The sequence below is a fragment of the Pseudomonas yangonensis genome (assembly GCF_009932725.1).
GTDB lineage: Bacteria > Pseudomonadota > Gammaproteobacteria > Pseudomonadales > Pseudomonadaceae > Aquipseudomonas > Aquipseudomonas yangonensis.
Map to the genome: position 1 here is coordinate 1 of NZ_BLJU01000226.1, position 299 is coordinate 299.

Here is a 299-nt window from a genome sequence, read left to right on the forward strand (position 1 = left end):
CTTTTGCATCCTGCAAATCCTTCTGGCGTTTTTTCTCCTGAAGATCGTTAAGACGCTGCTGATCGTATTCAACCTGAGAAGATGATGCCGTCCAGGGGAGTCTTTTCGCCCGCGACACTTTCTCCTGTAAAGCGGCAATCTGTTCATCCAGCGAGTCTTCACGACCAATATTCATGGCCGCATCCCAGAAACGACTCCATAAATCAGACAGATACTTCAGCGTACTGCCCAGCGCATTGAGGTTATTATCAATATCCGCAGTACGCCGACCGGTTTCCTCTGCCAGTGCAGACATGGCT

1 protein-coding gene is annotated in these 299 nt (G+C 49.8%); it reads right to left on the bottom strand.

The genetic code is table 11. The features are described from left to right. Positions 1 to 299 (bottom strand): phage tail tape measure protein (locus GYB81_RS24125; RefSeq protein ID WP_161898030.1); only part of this gene is annotated, 299 nt, incomplete at both ends.